Here is a 16,924-nt window from a genome sequence, read left to right as displayed (position 1 = left end):
CTCCACATGCCTTCCATAGCCGACAATCTGGCCCAGATACAACAAGGATTACGCCCCGAGACACGCCTGGTAGCGGTTACAAAAACCAAACCAACCAGCCTGCTGACCGAGGCTTACGAAGCCGGAGCGAGGCTTTTTGGCGAAAATAAGGTGCAGGAAATGGTGGCCAAATACGAGGAGCTCCCCAAGGACATCGAATGGCACATGATCGGGCATTTACAAACCAACAAGGTGAAATACATAGCACCTTTTGTAAGCCTGGTGCATTCGGTCGATAGTTTCAAGCTGCTGAAAGAAATCAATAAGGAAGCTAAAAAAAACGACCGGGTAATCGACTGCCTTTTGCAAATCTACATTGCAAAGGAAGAAACCAAATTCGGCCTTTCGGAAGAAGAAGCATTGGAGCTCATCACCTCCGCTGAGCTCGCTGCATTAACTAACGTGAGAATTGCCGGTCTAATGGGCATGGCTTCCAATACCGACGATCTTGACGTGGTCAGAACCGAATTTCGCGGGCTGAAAAACACCTTCGAATCTTTCAAAACCCACGAAAATGGCCAGGTTACGATGCGCGAACTCTCCATGGGCATGAGCGGCGACTACCTCATCGCCCAGGAAGAAGGCAGCACGCTCGTACGCGTAGGAAGCGCAATTTTTGGCTCACGATAGGACGCGGGGCGCATTGTCCGCGCTCTTTTCAAGCACCGATCGCACCTGCTCCTGCACAAATTCGAACGGAAGCTGTGCACAGGGCAAGCCCGCCTGCCTCACCAGCAACGCATTCTCCTCCCGGCCGTACCGACCCGAATACGGGTTGTAATTCAGGAAGTTATTAAGCGCCCCCATCAGGATAATGCCGAAGGCCCCCGTGGCATTGCCCAAATGCGAAGGCCCGCTGTCGAGTCCGATGAAGAACGATGCGCGACGGATCACTTCCGCGGTTTCCAGAATGCTCAGCTGGCCGCAGAGGTTCCGGTATGCAGGTGTTTTTACATTTAAATTACTCTCCAAACCGATTTCAACCAACTGGTAGTCATACCGTTCCGCCAGCCAATGCACCAACTGATTCCAGCGTTCGGCCGGCCAGTCTTTGGGTTCATAGTTGGAGCGGCAATGCATGACGATGTATTTTTCGCGTAACCCGAGGCTGTCCACTTTCGCTTTGTGGGACGGTTGCAGGTACAAACGCGGCTGGTCGTCGGCCGGGAACGCCGCTTTGGGAGGAATGAGGTCGCCCGTCTGCGCGAAAACTTCCAGCAGGTTGCCGTAATCGAAGTAATTAAGCACATTAATGTCCCGCTGTAATGCCACAGGGTTTTCAGTAAACACCTGGCATTTAGGACAATGATTGTTATTTCTGAATTGTAGTTCAAAAACTTTGTCAAACACATTCCCTTCCAGCAATACCCGTCGCTCGGTGACGCAAAACTCTTTGAAAACCTCGTCGACGTTCGGGTTATGGCTCACCAACTCTGCAAAGCCAGGCTTTACAAACCATACAATGTGCGCGTCCGGATATTGCTCGCGCACGTAACGAGAGATCGGCTCAGCCGCTACAATGTCCCCGAAATGCTCCGTACGAATGATCCCGATCAGTTCCTGGCCTTTTTTCAGCCTCCGTTTTACGCCCCGGAAATGGGCGCGGGCGTTCCGGCCTTTTAAATGCGCCTTGGCAATGTGTGTATATTTATGATAGCGGTGTGTCCACAGCTGTATGAAGCGTTCTATGGTCATTGGTCAAATCGTTTCCCCTGTGATCGGCATCCGGCAATGCCTTTCCGAAGCGCGCAAGTTAATAAAATTGGCATAAAGAGTTGGTCGCGCTTCCGCCCGGGCCTAACTTTACCGGACCGATTTGCCTGCATTCTACTAAACGGCAAATGGCTTTTTTTACAATTTAACCAATACCTAATACCGGTTTACGATATGAAATTCATGATACAGGCGGGCGGCATCCTTGGCGCGCTGGCCGTTTCCCTCGGCGCGTTCGGCGCGCATGCATTAAAAGGAATGCTGGAAGCTTCGGGACGCACCGAAACGTTTGAAACAGCGGTAAAATACCAATTTTACCACGCGCTCGCGATGGTGCTCGTGGGCATACTCATGCAACGTGCAGGCGAAGATGCGGTGAAGTTGCTGGGGTGGTCGGGTAATGCATTCGCGGTGGGCGTGATCATCTTCTCCGGCTCACTATATGCGATTTGCTTTACAGGCATTACCAAATTCGGGGCAACCGCACCGATCGGCGGACTCGCCCTGATCGCAGGCTGGGTGCTGCTGATTATGGCGGCGGGGAAAATTTGAATGAGTGAATTTTCAATTTTGAATGATTGAATGAATAGCCGGGGATCGAGGGTCGAGCTGAGCTTCTGCGTGAATAGGTAGTTGGGCCGTAGATGGATTTTTGATCCTTAGAAAATCGCGTAGCGATGTAATATTGGTAGAAACTAGGAAGGTAAGACGTTTTCAAAATCCCGTCAGGGATGCAACAGCAAAGCATCAGCGCGGTTGTTACATGCCCAAGGGCATTTTAACGCTTTTTGGCAGATATTTTCCTACCAATATTACATGCCTAACGGCATTCGAGTTCGCGCGACTCTTTTTAAACTTCACTCACTTTCCGCTCCGCGGCGGCTCATTCACTTATTCAAAACTACCCCCTCGACAGCGTAAACGGCCGTTGCGCGTCGATTTTCAGGAATATGAAAAGAAGTACGGAAAACGACCAAAGCGACGAGCCTCCATAACTGAAAAACGGCAACGGGATACCGATAACGGGCATCAGCCCGATGGTCATGCCGACGTTGACCAGGAAGTGGAAGAAGATAATCCCGGCCACACAATAGCCGTATACCCTGGCGAAACGGCTCCGCTGTCGCTCGGCGAGTACTACCAGCCTGGAAATCAATGCAACAAAAAGAAACACCACGATTGTGGTTCCCACGAAGCCGTGCTCCTCTCCCACCGTGCAGAAAATGAAGTCGGTACTCTGCTCAGGTACAAAGTCGAATTTGGTTTGAGTGCCTTGTAAAAAGCCTTTACCCCAAAGCCCGCCGGAACCGATCGCGATTTTGGACTGGATCACGTTCCAGCCGATACCGCGCGGATCGGAATCAGGGTCGAGCAGTACCATAATGCGGCCTCTCTGGTGCTTTTGAAGCACATTATTCATAAAAAAATCCACTCCGAACACAATCCCGATCATCACCAAAGCCACAATGATCGTAGCCCAGAGCCCGCCTCGGCGACGCGTCATGACCGGCATCAGCCAGATCACCAGCCCGGCGATCACGATAATGGCCCCGGCGATATACCATTTCACAAAAAGCAATGTAATGATCAGCAAAGCCGCACCGATCATCCCGATCGCCGGAATAAAACCGGGCATCCCTTCGCGGTACAGCACGATCGCAAAAGAGGCGAAAACGAGCATGGAACCCGTTTCATTCGATAAAAGGATCAGAAATGCGGGTAATGCAATAATCCCCATGATCGGGTAATAGTCCTTCAACTTCCGGTTGAGGCTAATCGCCGGATCGCTCAGGTATTTGGAGATAGCCAGGCTTACCGCCAACTTCGAAAACTCGGCCGGTTGCAAGGAAAATCCCCCCAGTTTGATCCAGGAGCGCGATCCGTTGATGTTAGACCCCGCAAACAATACCACTACGAGCAGGAATATTACCACCGCATAAATTACGAAAGAGAATGTCTCGTAAAACTTGTAATCGATCACAAGAATACAAATGATCAGCAACGCCGCCGTTCCGATCCACATCAGCTGTTTACCGGCATTGTTCGACAAATCGAACATATTCGTGTGCGCTTCGGGATTGTAAACTGCGGCATAGATATTCAACCAGCCAATCATCAGGCAAGCGATGTAAATCAGCACCACCATCCAGTCCACGTTCTTGGTAATCGGCTTGCTTTCAGCCATTTCAGTATCGGTTTGTAAGTTCTTAAAGTGCTTTTTGATGGCTTTGCTTCGGCAAGGTTATCGGTCCCCTCATCGCAGCCGGGTTAGCCGGATGTGGTGCGCCCGGCAGGCGGTTAGCCGGATCGTTCGGGTCGCCGGTCGGCTTTTTCACCTCCTCGGTTTTCTTCTTCGTTTCCGTTTCGCCCGGCTTTTTCGTCGTAGGCAGCACAACCTTGCTCATCAGGTCGAGCTTCATCATGCGTTCTTCCAGCGCCTTGTTGGTCACTTTGCGTGACAGGTATTTTTCGATGATCAAGTTGGCGATAGGTGCCGCTGCCGAGCCACCCGCACCCGCATTCTCCACAAACACCGCAATTGCAATCTTGGGATCATCCACCGGTGCAAACGCGATAAAGATCGAGTGGTCGTCCCCCCGCTTGTTCTGCGAAGTACCCGTCTTACCTGCGATCGTAATGCCTTCCACCCGCGAACGGCGTGCGGTACCGGCTTCCACTGCCCCGATCATCCCCTCGATCACCGGCTCGAAATTGTGCGCATCTACCCCGGTTTCGTGCCTTTCCAGGAACTCGGGTTTCACCGTTTTCTTGTCGCCAACGCCGTGGATGACGTGCGGCGTGTAGAAATAGCCGCGGTTGGCGATAATGGCTGCCACATTCGCCATTTTCAAAGGCGTGATCAGCAACTCTCCCTCGCCGATACTCAGCGAGTAGATATTCGAGAACTTCCAACGGTACTCGCCGTAGAAGCGATCATAGTATTTCTTATCAGGCAAATTCCCCTTGTACTCACTCGGCAAATCGATCCCGAGCCGCTGCCCGATCCCGAACTTGGCGATGTCGTCGTGCCACGCATCGAGTCCCACAGCCGACGCCTTGAAGGTGTTTTTGATATTGTTTTTATAAATCAGCCTTCTGAAAACATTGTAGAAATAAGGGTTGCAGGAATGCGTCACCCCGAGCGCCACTGTGCTCGTCGCGGGGTGATTGTGGCACCCTACCGGGCAATTCGCGTGCGTGAAACCGCTGCCAGGAGTAATCACACCTTCCTGTAAACCAATCAATGCCTGGATCAGCTTGAACGTGGACCCCGGCCGGTAGCTGGCCATGACCGGCCTGTTGAACAACGGCTTGTAAGGGTTACGCACCAAAGCGGCAAAGTTTTTGGAAAAATATCGGCTTGCAAGAATGTTCGGATCGTAAGTCGGGGCCGAAACCATGGAAATGATCTGCCCGGTTTTCGGCTCTATCGCCACCACACTTCCCACCTTGTTCAGCATCAGGCTGTCGGCGTACTGCTGCACTTCGAGGTCCAGCCCGGTATAAAGGTTCTCTCCCGCCACAGCCATCGTATCGAGTTCCCCGTTTTTCCAGGACCCCTTATATACCCCTGCTACGTTTTGCATTACAAACTTTGTGCCCCTCTTTCCCCTCAACTCGTTTTCATAAATACGCTCGACGCCGCTCTGGCCGATGTAATCTCCCTGGCGGTAATAAGGCTCTTCCTGTTTTTCAAGCTGACCTTTGGTGATCTCGCTCACATACCCGAGGGTGTTCGCGAGCGTAGGCGCGGTGTAGGTACGCAGGGAGCTTTTGGCAAACTCAAAACCCGAGTAATCGACCATAATGTCCTGGATCGACGCAAAATCCTCTTTCGAAAGCTGCCGTAAGAACAGCGACGGCTTCACGCGGCTGTAAGCGCTCGCGGCGGCCATCAGGCTATCGAAATCGTGCCTTTCTATCCCTAAAACCTGGCAAAAACGCAACGTATCGTCCATTTTCACCTTGTAGGGCGTCACGAGGAGGTCATAAACGGGGGTATTATATACGATCAGCTTCCCGTAACGGTCATAGATCTGACCACGGAAGGGGATTTCGGTAACACGTTTGATGGAGTTGCTGGATGATTCGATGGAATAGCTCTCATCCAACACCTGGAGGTAGAAAAGTCGTAATAAGTATATAACACCTACTAAAGCAAAAAATCCAATGATAACAAATCGACGACTTTCGAGCATTCTGCACTAAAAATTCCGGTTCTCAATTTTCACACGAAGTTCGCAATAGCAAAAGATTATTCAAAGTAGGATTTCGGTTAATAAATAATAAAAACTTCATTTTTAGGACATTTGCCCCTTCTATTCCCCCTTGGCGACTACCATCACGATATCTTCCTTGTCTATCAGCACGAGACCGTCAGGAAGGCCTTTGGGTTTGCGGACAAATTTCTTCGGCGTGACGATCACCGGGCACAATGAATCGTTCTTACGTTTCGAATAAAATGCCGCCAGTTCCGCCGCCCGCTCGATCACCAGCGCGGGAAATTTGCGCCCGGGCTGGTTCTTCACCACCACGTGCGAGCCCGTAACATCCTTTGCGTGGAACCAGAGGTCTTCCTTATGCGCCTGCTTCGTCAGCAAATCGCTGTTCTTCGCATTGCGGCCGATCAGAATGGTGTACCCCATAAAATCCAGCCGTTTGAAAAGATCGTCGATCGCAGGGGCTGCGCTTCCCTGTTCCAGCTTGTTGGCCTTGATGTATGCCCGCAAATCACGCAGCATTTCTATGGCTTCAATATGCGCTAAATGCTCCTGCAACCGCTTCCTGTCTGCCTCACGCGCGGCGAGGCTGTCGTTCAGCCGGTCTATTTCGATCTTTTCATTCTTCGCCTTCCGGTAATAGCCCTCCGCATTCTTCTGCGCGGAAAGGTCCTTCTTCAATTTAATTGTAATGGGTTGATCCCGGTAAAAGTCGTAGAGTTCCACTTTCTCGGCCCGCTCGGGAATCACGTGCAAATTAGCCATGATGATGTTGGCCAACTCGTCGTTTTTTGTCGCATTTTCCAGATCGACGAGTTTTTGGAAGGTATTTTCAAGATAATTATCCGTCTGCTGGATGCGCTTTTTCAGCAACCTGACAATGTCGGCCTTTTCCTTATCCAGCCCGCTTAGGCGGATGTAAGCCAGATAGAACGCATTCAGCGCCTCGATCGGATCGTGCAGCACCTGCACTATCTCGCCCGTTTCGAACAACGTGAGTGCGGGAATATTTTCAATTTTAGTAATATAAAAGACCGATGATTCGAGCTCCTTCAAAACCTCCTGCACGATCGTCCAGCGCTCTGCAAGATCCTCCTTTCCTGCCAACTTACCGGACAGGTATTTGTTAGCGACCTTCCCAAACGTCGGAAAAAGCGGCTCGAAACGGCCGTCATTCGCCACAAATGCCTCCCACGACTGATCGATCTCCCGATTCAGCGACGCCACCGTCAGCCCGCGGTCCGTTGAAAGTTTGTTGTTAAAAAGCTGTGTAACCTCGCCTTCCACATTCACCGCGATGAAATTAGAACGATTCCCGAAGAGTTTGAATATCAAATCCCTACCGCTTTCAAAATGCACCTGAATGGCCCGCTCGTTTTTGCAGACTTTTACAAAATCCACCTTATCTCCCTCGAAATCATTGAAGAGATTAACACTATTCCGCCGCGCCCGGTCGAAGCGTTCGGGGAAACTGAGGCAGGAAAAGCTGTTTGTTAAAGTGGCTTTGATGAAGAATGGGTTTACAAGCTCCTCCACATTCTCCTGATCTGCGAAGACGATAATGAGTTCATCCTTCTGCTGACTGAATGCCTCCACAAATTGCTTTCCGGCCAATTCGGAATGCAGTCGCGGCGCGAGTTGTTTGATGAAATGGTAATTCTGGTGCACTTTTTATTTGGGATTGTATTTCAGCAAAAGTAGGGAGGAATGGAGGAAGGAGAAAGGGAAGGAGGAATATTCGGGGAGATTGGCCGAACATCCAACAAACAAGAATCGCGTAGCGATGTAGTATTTCGAACCAGCGCTGTGATGCTATTCGTTCGATAATGACCGCCATTGGAGAGTTTTCGGGGGATTGTGAACAAAGTATTGCAAAAACGTTGTTAAGTTGTACCAATATTACTGAGCTTAGAATGGAACACGCGACCAAACTCAATTCCATGCAGTTGTTTATGATCAAACTATTTGAAAAACAACTAAATGCCAGACAGGAAGCAGAAATTAAGACCCTGCTTACGGACTATTTTGCTAAGCAAATAGACGATGAAGTTGGCCAGATTTGGAAGGAAAAAGGACTTTCTCAGGAAGATTTAGACAAAGTCCTTGAAGAACATCATAAACGTACACCCTATTAACAGTATGAATGATATTAGTCATCGACACCAACTGCCTTTTAGTCAGTATCCCAAATACTCCGAGACGCGATGGCTGTTTGATGCATTGTGTACGGGAAATATCAATTTGCCGTCACTACTGAAATTCTTGAAGAATATGAAGAGGTGATTGGCGAGTTTTACTCTCCCACAGTTGCTGCCAATGTCGTCGAATTACTAACCACAGCCAGCAATTGCATTTGGGTCACCCCACATTATCGCTGGAATCTCATTCCCGATCAAGACGACAACAAGTTCGTCGATTGCGCGATCGCTTGTCAGGCCGACTATATCATTACACACGACAAGCATTTCAACGTGCTTTCGGAAATCCCTTTTCCCAAAGTTAATCTCCTGAAGATACCCGAATTGAAATCTATTCTTGAAAGCTGACCGTTTCTTCACACCCGACCGGCCGGAGGCCTGCGAATAGGCGTTCGAAGCCCGAGCTTCGAACCATCAAAACAAGAGAAGCCTCCCGGTGTCGGTAGGCTTCTTCTGCAATACTACTACACTTAAAAACACTAGTGCACGGACGAAGCGTCGACTTTTGTTTTGCCGCTCCGCGTCCATAACACAAAGGGAACACAAATCAAAAACATCACGCCCAGGTACAGGAACACATCCATGTACGACATTACCTGCGCTTGCTTGGATACGGTGTAGTCCAGCATTTTGTAACCGCTGTTCAATGCCACGTCGGGCGCCATGCCCTTGGCCATAAAGCTGTGCTGCAAGCCTTCGACACGTTGCTGCACAATGGGATTGTTCACATCCAGCTTACTCACCAGATCATTGCGGTGCGCCATGTTCTGACGTGCAATGAACGTCGTGATCACCGCCACACCAAACGAGCCCCCAAGTTGCCGCATCATACCGGTGAATGCAGCTCCCTCCCCGATTTCACGACCTTTCAGCGTCGATAATGCCAGGGTGGTAATAGGAACAAACAGGAGTCCTAACCCAATACCGCGAACGATGAGCATACTAAAAAATGCGTCTTTACCGGTATCGGGCGTCAGTATGAGGTAGCCCCAGTAGCTATACACAAAGAAGAATATCATCCCGATGGCCACGAGGTACTGTTGTTTCACACCACGTTGCAGCAACTGGCCCACAACAGGCATCATCATCGCCGTTACAATGGCCGCGGGTACCATGAGCATACCCGATTGCGTGGCCGTCCAACCCAGCGTCGCCTGGGTGTAGAGCGGGATAATGAATGTCGACCCGTACAAGCCGAAACCGAGGATGAAAGATAGTACCGTTCCGACCCTCAGGTTACCGTTGGCAAGTACGCGGAGGTTCACGATCGGGTTTTTATAAGTCCATTCCCTCCAAATGAAGAAGAAGAATGAAAAAACGCTGGTGACAGAGAGTATCGTGATGATCTCATCATTAAACCAGTCTTCTTCCTGGCCTTTTTCGAGTACATACTGCAACGAGCCTACGGCGATGGCGAGAAAAATGATACCCCACCAGTCAATTTCATTAGCCGCTTTTTTGGCAGCAAATTTCGGGCTTCTTACAAACTCCATCGTCAGCATCGCTGCGATGATACCCAGCGGAATGTTGATATAGAAAATGTAAGGCCAGCTGTAATTATCGACAATATATCCCCCCAGCGGCGGACCCAAGGTAGGGCCTACAATCACACCCAGACCATAAATAGCCTGTGCGATCCCGCGTTTTTCGGGCGGGTAGCTTTCGGTGATCAGCGTTTGCGCGGTTACGAGCAATGCACCGCCACCGAAACCTTGTATCAATCTGAAAAATACCAGCTCCCATATATTATCGGCATTACCACACAGAAATGAGGCCACCGTAAATATGATGATCGAAGCGGCGAAGTAGTTGCGACGGCCAAACTGCTGCGAGAGCCAGCTGGTCATCGGCACGATGATGACGTTACCGATTGCGTAAGCGGTAATCACCCAGCTCACCTCCGACAATGTGCCGCCCAGATTTCCGCGCATGTCGTTGAGCGCCACGTTTACGATCGTGGTATCCACGATTTCCAGCAGCGCACACAATACAGCCGTGATGGTAATGATTACCCTGCGGTAGCCGTATTCGACGAGTGATTCCTGTAATTCCATTCGTTATTGGTTTTTAGAATCAAAAATTCGGTTCGAACGCCTTAGTTCAGTTCTACATCCACGAACACGTTCATGCCCGGGCGCAGCTGCGCGATCTTGTCGTCGTCGGCTTTGGTAAACTCGATGCGTACCGGCAGACGTTGTACTACTTTCACGAAGTTACCACTCGCGTTGTCAGGAGGCAGCAGCGCGAAACGGGCACCGGTTGCCGGAGAGAAAGATGCTACTTGCGCTTCGAACTCATGTTCCGGATAAGCATCTACGTGGATTTTCACGTGCTGCCCGATTTTCATTTTGGTCAATTGCGTCTCCTTGAAGTTCGCAGTCACCCATGGTTTGTGGGTTGAGATAATGCTGAACAGCGATTGTCCGGCTTGCAAATATTGCCCGAGCTGCGCATTCACTTTGGACACGCGGCCGTCGGTGGGCGCGGTGATAACGGTATACGACAGGTTCAATTCGGCATTCGCGATTTCAGCCTGGCGAGCCTTGATGTTCGCATTCGCTACGGCCGACTGAACCGAGGTAGCTTTGGTTTGACGACCGGCTGCTTTTGCCTGACGTTCGGCTGCACCTTTCTGTGCTTCCAATACTGCCAATGCGCGTTCCGCTTTTTGTTTGGTCGCTTGTGCCTGCTCAAACTCCTGTTGGGTGATCGAATGGTCTTTGATCAGGTTTTCATAACGTGCGTAGTCCTGATTAGCCCTCCACAAATTCACTTTGGCTTCTTCGATCTGCGCTGCCACTACGGCGATGTTCGCTTCGTAAGTAATGCCGCTGGCTGCCGATGCATTGGTTGTTTCGTGCGCCACGGTCAGGCTGCCTTCCGAACCCAGGAGACCGGCTTTCGCTTGTTCGAGTTTGATGATCTGGTCGCGGTTATCGAGCACGATCAATGTATCGCCTTTTTTCACGGTCTGGTTATCCTTCACCCGGATCTCGGTCACATACCCTGATATTCTGGGAATTACGGGGCTGATATCCGAATCGATCTGTGCATCGTCGGTTTCTTCGTGATGCTGTCCGTGGTTATATTTGGTAAAACCCCAGGTACCGCCGCCGATGATCAGCGCGGCAAGGATAATGAGGAAGCGGGTATTTTTCTTTTTAGGTGCTTCTTCGGTGGTGTTTTTGGTTTCCATATCAATTTTGAATGATTGAATGACTGAATGAGTGAATGTTTGAATGCGGGAGGAAGGAGGAGGGAGGAAAGGGAGGAGGGATTTTTTTGCTTTTTGTAATAGTAAATACTTCCTCCCCTTCCTCCTTCCTCCCTTTCCTCCTTAATTAATAACGCCCGCTGTTTGTTCGAGTTTCTTGTAAGCTACTACGGCATCGGCCTTCGCTGCTTCGTAATCGATACGCGATTGTACCTGCGCCACATCTGCGTCCAACAGTTCGGTCGTAGTTACCAGGCTGTTATCGTATTTATTTTTCGTGATGCGGTAATTTTCGTTGGCTTGTTCCACCGCTTTGGCATAGACGTCGATCTTCCTTTTGCTCAGCACATAATTGTAATAGGCTGTGTTCACTTCCAGGTGGATCTTGTCGAGGATGATCTGTTCATTGGTTTTCAGCTGATAAGCCTTCGTGCGGGCCTGCGCGATCTTCGCTCCCGATTTCCAGAGCGATGCAACATCATATTTAAAACCGATGCCTGCATTCACCGCGTTGGGAACCGTCACCACGCCCGGGATACTCAGTGCAACATAGCCGGCAGAGAGTGCCACGCTGGGGTATAAATCCGCCTTTGCTACCTTGATGTCGCTATCGGCCGCTTTCTGGCGGATACCGTTCGCTGCGAAGTCTTTGCGATGCGAGAGGGCTGTTTGTTCCCATTCTGCCGCATTACCTTCTTCTTTGAGGGCTGCGAAGCTGTTGGCATCGGCTTCCAGCACGGTTTCTTCCGGGAGGCCCAGCAGCAGGTTCATATTAATAGTGGTGATTTTCAAATCGTTCTGTGCATTCAGCAATGCCAGCTCTACATTGGATTCCTGCAATTTGGCTTTCATCAGGTCGTTGCGGGCCAGCATTCCGTTCTTTTCACGGTTGGTAAACTCTTGTACCCGCTCACGCTCGCTTGCGAGGTTTTCGGTTACGAGGTCTACCGCCTTTTGGGCTTTGTAAAGGTTACCATAGGCAGCAACGGTGTTCTGGATCACAGCTTCGCGGTCATTGTCGGCGTCCAGTTTCGCAGCCTGCTCCACATATCTGGCCGATTCCAGGCCGTATTTGAAACGAAAACCCGAAAACAACGGCATCGAAGCGCTCGCCATTCCGTACATCGCCTGATGTACATTCGGCATGCCGCCTGAGTTACCCGTACTGTCGTTACCCTCCTGTTTGATTTTCAGGTTCACGTTCGGCGAGTTCACCCGCAAATAGGAACCTGATACACTGAAGCTCGGCAACTGGTTTTCCTTTACCTGGCGGATACCCAGTCCGGCGAGGTCAATGTTGCTCTGGCTCAGTTTCAGCTGCTTGCTGTTTTGCAGGCTCATTGTAATGGCCTCTTCCAGCTTGATCGTGCGTGCGCTTTGGGCGTGCGAATGGCCGGCCACGGCAATCCAGACGATCCCGGTTGCCAGACTGACCATTCTTCTAATTCTGGATGTGGTGTTCATTGGTTATTGTTGATTTAAATAGGTTCTTGAGATGCTGGCTCAGTTCAGTCCGCAAATGCTTCTTAAACTCTTCATCCGACAGATGTTCGAGACCATTGAGAATTTTATAAAAATCCTGCGTAGCGATGGCGTAGTTGACCGTGCCATAAAGTGTCGTAGTTACGAGGCTCACATTGATATCCTTCCGGAAATCGCCGGCCTCCTGGCCTTCACGGATCATCCGTTTGATCAATTCCACGTTCCGCATTTTCAATCCGCGGATGTATTCGGAAATCACGGGTGTGCGCTCCGACGACAGCTGCTCACGCAGCATGATGTTGTGAAAGCATTGGTTGCCTATCAACCGATCGATCACGCTATCGATGAAAACATTGAACTTCTGGAGTGCCGAAAGCTCGCTGAGCATCATCAGGGTTTCCAACCGGGAGCTCGACTCCGTCATGCGTAGCTGGAAAAGCGCCTCGATCAGCTTTTCCTTCGAACCGAAATAGTAGGATATCATCGAGACGTTCACATCCGCTTCCTGCGCAATATCCCTGACCGAAGTCCCGGCAAAACCTTTCTGTGAAAACAGCCGCTCCGCCACTTCTATTATCTGCAATTGTTTCGCGTTGTATTCCATTTAAGTAGGTCATTAACAGGGATTCTTTTCTTCGTTTTGCTAATGACGATACAAAGGTAACCGGCCGTTAAATAAAAATCAAACGATCGTTTGATTTAATTAAACAAACGTTTGATTAGTAAAAGCAAATGTTGGATTAATACCATTAAAAATTTTTAATACTGAGATTAAAATGGTGCAACTGTCGGGTATCTTTTACTTGTCTTAGAGCGAAGAACCACCCGGTTACATCCCTTTTCCCACCCGGTTACATCCCTTTTCCCACCCGCTCATGAAAACACGTTATACGTTTAAAATATTCATATTCATCCTATTAGCAGAATTACCCTACATTTTGACGGCCCAACAAGCGGTACCTTCCTGCGGCACCAACGACGCTCTCACAACAGCCTATCTCGAAAAAATCAGCAAACAAATTGACCTCACGCGAGCGCGCACCGCCAACACGCCCATGCTCGAATACCGGCTCGGTGTGGACATCGATCACAAAACCTACCTGGACTACGGCGGAGACGCGATGCGCATCCGCCGACGGATTTACGAAATATTCAGAGAAGCATCGGCGATTTTTGAAGAGGAGATGAATATCAAACTGACCGTCTACCACATTCACATCTGGGATAAGCCGGAACCCTATACCTCCACCACACCCGAGGACTTTTTTTCCAATGTACTGAACTACTGGAATGCAGAACGCCGGGAGGTGCGGGATGCCGTGGTGGGAATGTCGAACCGGTATGGTACTTTCTACGGCGGGTATCGCATGTGTACTTCCAACTTCCCGCCTCCCGACCAGTACTTTTCCGTCTATCTGCTATGCCATGAGCTCGGGCACACGCTGGGTTCACCTCATACGCACAGTTGTTCGTGGCCAGGCGGCCCGATTGATCGCTGCGTGGAGGTGGAAAACCCCTCCGAAAGTTGTCTTGATGGTTTCAAGGAGGACGCGAACGGCACCATCATGTCGTATTGCCTCGGTGAAATGACTTTCCATCCTTTGTGCAGAAATTTGATACGCAGCTATGCGGAAGGGACGGTTAACCCCTCATTCAACTTGGCGGCACTGACAGAAAAGCCTGCCGCCGCGGGGCTGATTTCGCAGCTTTCCGGCGAATCCGGCGGCTCCGCCGCACTTCCTGCATTCGAGTGGTACCCCTCCGCGAAAGCCAGCCGTTACCGGGTACAGATCGCCCGCGACGCCGGTTTTCAGAGCATTGCAGACGACACACTGGTAACCCAGCCATTCTTCCGCTCTCCGGGCCTGAACGCGGGTAACTATTTTGTGAGATATCAGCCGCAGAATACTACATCTTCCGCCGAATGGTCACAATCCCAGCCATTCAGCATTGGTGATCCCGGAATCAATAGCGCACCGCCGGCACTCTTGTATGCGGCACTTAATAATGCCGGGGATATCGTCGGATCATTCAGGCTATTATCAGGCATTACCGGCTATCAAGTTGAGACATTCGATCAATGGAACGCTCCCCAGGAAACATTCGACCGGACGCCGAAAGGCACAGCGATAGAAACATTCAATCTTAAGCCCGGGCAGGATCTCACCCTCAGAACCAAACTCAGATACCGGGTATCTCGGAATAACCAATGGAGCGCCTGGTCGGAGGCTATGTATATGACCGCCATTCCCACCTCAACGCCCCTGCGGAGCAACCCCATCCTGTCGACCGACCCTATCCTGGCCATCCGGCAATGGACTCCCTCTCCTACCGCCGGCCCTGTATCCGGCTCCTTCGAGATCGCTACCGATCCTGAATTCAAAAACCGGGTCGTCAGCCAGCTGTTCACGGACCCCAATGCACCGAACGACGGATCTTTTGACAAAAAACTGCTATTCCCCAGCCTGGCCGAAAACACCACCTATTATTTGCGTTCGAACATCGGATTGAAAACGGGCTTCCAGTCGGTATGGACAACCGGCCAGTTCAAAACCGGCGTGAAAGACACCCGATTCACCTACCTGGGCATTCCGCACCCGGCCATGCTTAACTCACGCGGTTCGGGCAGCTACACCAGAACAATCAAACTTTTCAGATCAAAGGAAAAGCTATTTGTCGCGAGCGCGCTGGCCGGATACTACGAGACCACCGACCTCGAAACCTGGGCCACATTCCTGCCCTCGACAACCAATGGCCAGAGCCCGAAAAGAGTAACCGCCATTGCCGCCGCTCCGGACGGCACAACCTATACGATCGACGGCCTGGATGGGATGGTAAAAAAAGCCGGCAATGCGTATACCCGGCTACCCATCCCGCCATTAAGCGCCGTGAGCAGTATGGAGGACCTGTTCACCACCGAAACCGCCGGCCTGTTTTACATGAATAGTATCATCGGCATTACACAGTTCGTGAACGGGGATTGGATCTCCCACCATGCAGCATTGCAGTCAATGCCCCCTATTTGCCTCGCAAAGGACAACAAGGACCGGATATGGACGATCACCGAAGGCGGCGCAACCTGGTATTTTGAAAACAATCAATGGGTATCGCACCCCCGGATGCCATTCTGGAACGCCCTTCATGGTCTTGCATTTGACAATGACAACATTCCCTATGCCTATGGCAACTGGGGCGTGATGTTCTTTAATAAGGAAAAAGGCGATTGGGAAGTGATTCGCCCGCTTTTCGACAAAAGCATTCAAAAGATCATATTTGACGATCGGAACCGGATGTGGCTCGTGATGTACCGCTGGCCGAAGGTTTCCGGCGATGATTTTGCCCAATACGGACTGCTGCGCTATGCCAATGGGAAGGTCAGTGCTTACACCGAAGGCCTCAATTTCCTTCGCGAACCTTTCGAGATCGAGTTCTTTAAGGGCGAGCTGGTCATCCTGACCACCGGCGGGGAGCTCCACACGTTCGACGAGCGCCGGATTCTTTCCTTCGAACCGCAGGCGAGCTACCCTGCCGGCTCGTCAATAACAGTCAAGCTGAGCACCAATTCGGCATTTGAAGCCGAGAACCGCATTTCCATCCAACTGAACAACCCAACTACCGGTACTCACCTAATCCTCAGCCAGACTACGGCGAATGGGCATTTCGTCAGGTTTACATTGCCCGATACTCTGCGTGCAGGTGAATACACCATCAGCCTCCTTACCACCGCACCTGAAATCACGAGCCATGAAAGCCGGCCATTCCGCGTCGCGCCGAAAAACTCGCCGATCGGTACACAACCGAATGCAGTGACGCTGCTGCAAAACACACCAAACCCTGCGGCAGCCCAGACGGAGATTGCTTTTTACCTTCCGCAAGCCGCGGAGGCACGTGTGGACCTGTTCAACGTGCGCGGGCAATTCATCAAACAGCTTGGCAATGCCGCATTTCCGGGAGGATGGAATTTCATTCAAACGGACCTGACCGCCTTGCAGGCGGGAACGTATGTGTACCGGCTCACGACGGGCAATGTGGTTAAATCACTGAAATTAATCCACTGA

At 50.8% G+C, this 16,924-nt stretch carries 13 protein-coding genes; 5 read left to right on the top strand and 8 right to left on the bottom strand.

Going from position 1 to position 16,924, the window contains the following annotated elements; translation table 11 throughout:
* Positions 1-6 precede the first annotated feature (6 nt).
* A complete protein-coding gene (locus J2Y43_RS29440) occupies positions 7-669 on the top strand; it encodes a YggS family pyridoxal phosphate-dependent enzyme (RefSeq protein ID WP_309991100.1) in 663 nt (220 codons plus the stop codon).
* Here the strand turns inward: J2Y43_RS29440 and J2Y43_RS29435 are convergent.
* The gene (locus J2Y43_RS29435) at positions 661-1,734 is read right to left on the bottom strand and encodes a glycosyltransferase family 9 protein (RefSeq protein ID WP_309991099.1); all 1,074 of its coding nucleotides are present in this window, start codon (positions 1,732-1,734) and stop codon (positions 661-663) included. The two genes, J2Y43_RS29440 and J2Y43_RS29435, sit on opposite strands and share 9 nt — an antisense overlap.
* Positions 1,735-1,926: 192 nt before the next feature.
* Here J2Y43_RS29435 and J2Y43_RS29430 point away from each other — a divergent pair, with 192 nt between their 5' ends.
* Positions 1,927-2,304, top strand: coding sequence for a DUF423 domain-containing protein (locus J2Y43_RS29430; protein ID WP_309991097.1), 378 nt, complete (start codon positions 1,927-1,929; stop codon positions 2,302-2,304).
* 349 nt (positions 2,305-2,653) lie between these two features.
* On the opposite strand, the gene rodA is transcribed toward J2Y43_RS29430, so the two are convergent.
* From rodA to J2Y43_RS29415, 3 genes are all read right to left on the bottom strand, one after another.
* On the bottom strand, positions 2,654-3,937 hold the full coding sequence (gene rodA / locus J2Y43_RS29425; RefSeq protein ID WP_309991093.1) for a rod shape-determining protein RodA: 1,284 nt from the start codon (positions 3,935-3,937) through the stop codon (positions 2,654-2,656).
* Between the two features lie 22 nt (positions 3,938-3,959).
* Positions 3,960-5,951, bottom strand: coding sequence for a penicillin-binding transpeptidase domain-containing protein (locus J2Y43_RS29420; protein ID WP_309991090.1), 1,992 nt, complete (start codon positions 5,949-5,951; stop codon positions 3,960-3,962).
* A 120-nt stretch (positions 5,952-6,071) separates the two neighbouring features.
* Positions 6,072-7,640 (bottom strand): NFACT RNA binding domain-containing protein, encoded by a 1,569-nt coding sequence (locus J2Y43_RS29415; RefSeq protein ID WP_309991087.1) that lies wholly within the window; start codon positions 7,638-7,640, stop codon positions 6,072-6,074.
* A 158-nt stretch (positions 7,641-7,798) separates the two neighbouring features.
* On the opposite strand from J2Y43_RS29415, the gene J2Y43_RS29410 reads away from it, so the two are divergent.
* Both J2Y43_RS29410 and J2Y43_RS29405 read left to right on the top strand, forming a co-directional pair.
* The gene (locus J2Y43_RS29410) at positions 7,799-8,107 is read left to right on the top strand and encodes a hypothetical protein (protein WP_309991084.1); all 309 of its coding nucleotides are present in this window, start codon (positions 7,799-7,801) and stop codon (positions 8,105-8,107) included.
* An 87-nt stretch (positions 8,108-8,194) separates the two neighbouring features.
* Complete coding sequence (locus J2Y43_RS29405; RefSeq protein ID WP_309991082.1) at positions 8,195-8,518, top strand: putative toxin-antitoxin system toxin component, PIN family; 324 nt, start codon at positions 8,195-8,197, stop codon at positions 8,516-8,518.
* Between the two features lie 131 nt (positions 8,519-8,649).
* Here J2Y43_RS29405 and J2Y43_RS29400 read toward each other — a convergent pair whose 3' ends face one another.
* The 4 genes from J2Y43_RS29400 to J2Y43_RS29385 form a co-directional block, all read right to left on the bottom strand.
* Complete coding sequence (locus J2Y43_RS29400) at positions 8,650-10,224, bottom strand: DHA2 family efflux MFS transporter permease subunit (RefSeq protein WP_309991078.1); 1,575 nt, start codon at positions 10,222-10,224, stop codon at positions 8,650-8,652.
* Positions 10,225-10,265: 41 nt separating this feature from the next.
* Positions 10,266-11,366 carry an HlyD family secretion protein gene (locus tag J2Y43_RS29395; RefSeq protein ID WP_223405168.1) on the bottom strand — a complete coding sequence of 367 codons (1,101 nt, stop codon included), beginning with the start codon at positions 11,364-11,366 and terminating at the stop codon, positions 10,266-10,268.
* 141 nt (positions 11,367-11,507) lie between these two features.
* The gene (locus J2Y43_RS29390; protein ID WP_309991074.1) at positions 11,508-12,848 is read right to left on the bottom strand and encodes a TolC family protein; all 1,341 of its coding nucleotides are present in this window, start codon (positions 12,846-12,848) and stop codon (positions 11,508-11,510) included.
* Entirely contained in the window at positions 12,826-13,470 is a 645-nt protein-coding gene (locus tag J2Y43_RS29385; protein WP_223405163.1) for a TetR/AcrR family transcriptional regulator, read from the bottom strand. The genes J2Y43_RS29390 and J2Y43_RS29385 overlap by 23 nt, the downstream gene beginning before the upstream one ends.
* Positions 13,471-13,741: 271 nt before the next feature.
* On the opposite strand from J2Y43_RS29385, the gene J2Y43_RS29380 reads away from it, so the two are divergent.
* Positions 13,742-16,924 carry a zinc-dependent metalloprotease gene (locus tag J2Y43_RS29380; protein ID WP_309991070.1) on the top strand — a complete coding sequence of 1,061 codons (3,183 nt, stop codon included), beginning with the start codon at positions 13,742-13,744 and terminating at the stop codon, positions 16,922-16,924.

Origin of the sequence: Dyadobacter sp. BE31 (assembly GCF_031457695.1) — a bacterium.
Classification (GTDB): Bacteria; Bacteroidota; Bacteroidia; order Cytophagales; family Spirosomataceae; genus Dyadobacter.
This window is presented reverse-complemented; position numbering and strand designations above follow the sequence as displayed.

Coding starts and splice junctions, on each gene's coding strand:
- J2Y43_RS29440 (WP_309991100.1), top strand. CDS start 7: ATGCCTTCCATAGCCGACAATCTGGCCCAGATACAACAAGGATTACGC.
- J2Y43_RS29435 (WP_309991099.1), bottom strand. CDS start 1,734: ATGACCATAGAACGCTTCATACAGCTGTGGACACACCGCTATCATAAA.
- J2Y43_RS29430 (WP_309991097.1), top strand. CDS start 1,927: ATGAAATTCATGATACAGGCGGGCGGCATCCTTGGCGCGCTGGCCGTT.
- rodA (WP_309991093.1), bottom strand. CDS start 3,937: ATGGCTGAAAGCAAGCCGATTACCAAGAACGTGGACTGGATGGTGGTG.
- J2Y43_RS29420 (WP_309991090.1), bottom strand. CDS start 5,951: ATGCTCGAAAGTCGTCGATTTGTTATCATTGGATTTTTTGCTTTAGTA.
- J2Y43_RS29410 (WP_309991084.1), top strand. CDS start 7,799: ATGACCGCCATTGGAGAGTTTTCGGGGGATTGTGAACAAAGTATTGCA.
- J2Y43_RS29400 (WP_309991078.1), bottom strand. CDS start 10,224: ATGGAATTACAGGAATCACTCGTCGAATACGGCTACCGCAGGGTAATC.
- J2Y43_RS29395 (WP_223405168.1), bottom strand. CDS start 11,366: ATGGAAACCAAAAACACCACCGAAGAAGCACCTAAAAAGAAAAATACC.
- J2Y43_RS29390 (WP_309991074.1), bottom strand. CDS start 12,848: ATGAACACCACATCCAGAATTAGAAGAATGGTCAGTCTGGCAACCGGG.
- J2Y43_RS29385 (WP_223405163.1), bottom strand. CDS start 13,470: ATGGAATACAACGCGAAACAATTGCAGATAATAGAAGTGGCGGAGCGG.
- J2Y43_RS29380 (WP_309991070.1), top strand. CDS start 13,742: ATGAAAACACGTTATACGTTTAAAATATTCATATTCATCCTATTAGCA.